This window comes from Rhodococcus sp. EPR-157 (assembly GCF_001647195.1).
GTDB lineage: Bacteria > Actinomycetota > Actinomycetes > Mycobacteriales > Mycobacteriaceae > Rhodococcoides.
In genome coordinates this window covers 1-4,155 of record NZ_LVCV01000080.1, presented here as the reverse complement: position 1 = coordinate 4,155, position 4,155 = coordinate 1, and the positions used below count along the sequence as shown (strand labels likewise).

Sequence of the window (4,155 nt, the reverse complement as noted above, 5' to 3'; positions counted from 1 at the left end):
AGAAGACGCCGCGGCCCGCGCCGAGATCCTTTCGAGTCATCTCGAACAGATGGAGGTACAGCTGCAGCACACTCGCGACACCGTCGGCGCGCTACGCGAACTACTCGCCCCCGTGCGCGCCCCCGCCGAGATCGAGCTGCGCCTCGAGCCGGCCCTCGCCGTGTGGTCCATCGGTACCACTCTCGAGGTCGCCGAGATCGACAGCTGGTTCACGTTGACGGTCAGGAAATTGCGAGATGCAGTTGCAGCGGCGACAAGCGTTGACTCCGAGGTCGTGCCGGGAGGCCTGTACGACCGGGCACTCTTCCTTGAATCCCATGGCGAAGCAACGCTATTCGTTGCAGCTCCACAATCGGCGGACCCCCCGGACGGTGTGCGGGCCCAGCTCCTACCTCAGGCCCAATTCGCGGTCCTCACGCACTCCGGCGGTCACGAGGGCATCGACCGCAGCTACGCAGCCCTGGGAACATACACAAACGAAAAATTGGTAAGCGGCCAAGGACCGATCCGCGAACACTACCTCGGCGGCACGCCCTCAGAGCCGACTGCGTTCACCGCAACCGAAATCTGCTGGCCAATCTTCAGTACCACTCCAACGCCATAGTGATCCTCGATGAGTCAGGCGGGAGCAGCGTGACGTTTGGACGGATTTCGCCCCGGATGAGTGGCGGTCGGCCGTCGTATCGAGCAGAGCGATGAAGTTGTCGGCGGTGACTCTCTTCTGAAACATTCGCGCCAGGCGAGGTACGCGATTCACCGTGGCGTACAGCTTTTCGCGGCGCGTGCAATGTTTCGTGCGCGGTCATGGCATCGGTACTCGGCACTCACGATATGCAGGCCGTGCACTCCCTCTTTCTGCCACGCCTCCATCAGCAGTGATCCGACGCCCTCTGCTCCGGCGGCAACACTCGAGTGGACGTGCGTTCCGTCCGGGCTGCCGCAGCCCTACCGGAGCAGACCACCCACCCCCGCAGATCACGAGGGTGGAAAGAAGATAACGGGGGCGACGGAAGCCCCCTCGACCAGAATCGTCGCGAGCGAGCGGCACTTGCCGACCGAACGGTATGGACTTCGGGTACGATTCGTGCGCCTCCAACAGAATGGGATTTTTATGACAAAAGCAACGAGTCGCCGGATCACACGGGTAACTGCACTTCTGTTCGCGGGAGCTGTCACAGTGGCGATCGCTGGTGCCCCGACCGTATCAGCGGCGCCGGTCACCAAGACTGCGTTCTCGCTCCTACTGGGCTCAACCGGCTCTGGATCGTCCAGCGAAAACGCCTTCGTGAACGAATCTATGTCGGTCACCACCGACGCGGAGCTACCGGGATTCTCTCGCTTCTCCTCTAGCTCGGAGTGCTACTGCACGGTCTCGTGGACGAACCACAGTACCGGTGATTCCGGTCAGTGGAAGTCAGGCGGAACTTTCGATGAGCCACCGACATTCACGGGGTCGGGCAACATCAGCGCGACGGTGGCCGTCACCCCTGGCATCACCTACCTACCCGGACAGGGATCCTGGGTCGCTCCGTAGCCGATCGGCGTAAGTCCGCTCCGCAAGCCGCGGGCCACACGATATGGTGAGGAGAGCCGGGGAAGTCAGCTCCCACCCGCCGCTTCGGACAGATCGGAACGACGTTGACCGACTTCGACACGCTGATCGTAGGGGCCGGGATCGCCGGGTTGACGGCCGCACGAATTCTCGCCGACGCGGGGCGGCATGTTGTCGTCCTGGAAGCTCGGGACCGCGTCGGCGGCCGGGTCTGGACATCACGCTCCGACGGTGAAGTCCTCGACTACGGCGCCTCCTGGATTCATGGAGTCGACGGCAACCCGCTTGCCGATGCAGTCGAGGCATACGGCATGCGTACCGTCGAGTTCACCGTCGGCAGCTATCAACCCGACGGTCGCCCGATTGCCTACTACTCCCCTACCGGCACACGGCTGAGCGACGAGGCCGCCGAGCGATTCGCCTCGGACGTTCACTTCGTCAGCGCTCGACTGGCGTCGACCATCGCGAAATCGGCGCCGATGACGTCCTTCGGCGATGCGGTGGAAGCTACTCTCGGCGAATTGGGCTGGGACGAACAACGTTCCGCGAGGGTCCGCGAGTTCCTGCAGCACCGATCCGAGGAGCAATTGGGCGTCTGGCTCGACGATCTCGACGCGCACGGGCTCGACGACGATGCCATCGAGGGCGACGAGGTCGTATTTCCCGATGGCTACGACGAGCTTGCCACGCACCTCGCACGCGGCCTCGACGTGCGTCGGCAGCACGTGGTCACCCGCGTCCGGTGGGCTCCGGCCGGCGTCGTCGCGGAAACGGATCAAGGCGAATTCTCCGCCGACAGAATGATCGTGACGGTGCCGATCGGGGTGCTGAAGTCACCGGAGTTCGTCATCGATCCACCGCTACCCCCACCATTGTCACGGGCGTTGGATCGACTCGAGATGAACGAATTCGAGAAAGTCTTCTTGCGATTCCCCGAGAAATTCTGGGACCAGGACGTCTATGCCATTCGCCAGCAGGGTGAGGCCGGTCGTTGGTGGCACTCGTGGTACGACGTCAGCGCGGCGCATGGTTCTCCAACACTGTTGACCTTCGCGGCGGGTCCCTGCGCCCGCGATACCCGTCATTGGTCGGACGCGCGCATTGCTGATTCCGTCCTCGACGCGCTGCGGGGACTGTACGGAGACCGAGTACTGCGGCCCGATGGTATACACGTCACGCGGTGGCAGGACGATCCGTTCTCGCACGGCTCCTATTCCTACATGACCGTCGGATCGGTACCCGCGGATCACGACGACTTGTCCACTCCGGTCGGGGATGTCCTGCACCTCGCCGGCGAAGCAACATGGACCGACGACCCCGCCACCGTGACCGCTGCCTTCAAATCAGGCCACCGGGCCGCAGAACGGATCCTCGGACGTACAGTACCGTTCGAGGAAGTCTGGATCAGACGAACAGCGGGGGCTGGGGAAAAATGAAGATTCGCAGGGTTCACACGTCCAACGGCGTCGTCGCCGAATATCAATCGAAGCACGACTCGGACTGGCAACCGTTGGGCGGCGACATCAGCGCTCTCGGCGGCACTCCGTTCAGCGACTCTTGGCTGACCTCGGTCGACGACAGGCACCGGCAACGTTCCCCTGATGTCCTTCCGTTCCATCCCATCTCGTTTCGGGACTTCCTGCTCTACGAGCAACACAACATCGACGCGAGCCGAGGGTTGGTACGCCGCTTTCATCCGGCTCAGTTTCGGGCAACTGCCGTAATCGAACGACTGACACGACGGCCATTCCCGATGTTCAAGCCTTCACCGCTCTTCTACCAGCAACCTGTCTACTACATGTCCAACCATCTCACTCTCGTTCCGAGCGGAACTCCGATCCAAACCCCCTCCTACTCAGCGGCATTGGACTACGAGCTGGAGATCGGCTTCGTGCTGTCCGCTCCGCTTCGCAACGCCACTCCCGAAGAGGCGACGTCGGCGATCGGGTCCTTCGTTCTGTTGAACGACTTCAGTGCACGAGATGTCCAGCGCCGAGAGATGGCATCAGGATTCGGACCGCAGAAGTCCAAGCACTTCATGTCGTCGATGTCGACGACGGCAGTCACCGCCGACGACGTCCTTCCCCGCATCGACTCGTTGACCGGAACGGTATCGATCAACGGTAAGACTGTCAGCCGAGTCGACAGCGCTGGAATGAAGTGGAGCCTCGGCGAAGTGCTTGCTCACGCATCCCGTGACGAACAGCTTCTCCCCGGCGAACTGTTCGGCACCGGAACGCTCCCCGGCGGCAGTGGCATGGAAACCGGAAACTGGCTCGCGCCCGGGGACACACTGACTCTGGCTCTCGACGACATCGGAGTGGTCGAACACACCATCGTGAACTCCTAGCCTTCAGGATCGGCCTGCTCGAAACCGCGTTTCGAGATCCGATCGGGAGGTAGAATCGCCTGGTCGACGCTGCCGTGGCCGGAAGCAGCCGCGCTACTTTCCGTGCTTGAAAGGGACCGGGCCGATGAACATTTCGCGTGGAAGCCTGTTGCGTCGAAGTGCCACCGCAGCGCTCACGGCCGTCCTCGCATCTGTTTTCGTTGCCTGCGGATCGGACGAGAACGAAAACGGCAGTACCGAGACGAGCAGCGTC

General features: G+C 62.5%; 4 protein-coding genes. All 4 read left to right on the top strand.

What is annotated here, in order from left to right:
* Nucleotides 1-604: GyrI-like domain-containing protein (locus A2J03_RS03315; protein ID WP_068369652.1), on the top strand; the 604-nt coding region annotated here is incomplete at its 5' end.
* A 681-nt stretch (nucleotides 605-1,285) separates the two neighbouring features.
* A complete protein-coding gene (locus tag A2J03_RS30315) occupies nucleotides 1,286-1,534 on the top strand; it encodes a hypothetical protein (protein ID WP_156520173.1) in 249 nt (82 codons plus the stop codon).
* Nucleotides 1,535-1,638: 104 nt separating this feature from the next.
* Entirely contained in the window at nucleotides 1,639-2,988 is a 1,350-nt protein-coding gene (locus tag A2J03_RS03305) for a flavin monoamine oxidase family protein (RefSeq protein WP_068369647.1), read from the top strand.
* A complete protein-coding gene (locus A2J03_RS03300; protein ID WP_068369644.1) occupies nucleotides 2,985-3,902 on the top strand; it encodes a fumarylacetoacetate hydrolase family protein in 918 nt (305 codons plus the stop codon). Before A2J03_RS03305 ends, A2J03_RS03300 begins: the two co-directional genes overlap by 4 nt.
* The last annotated feature ends 253 nt before the right edge of the window (nucleotides 3,903-4,155 follow it).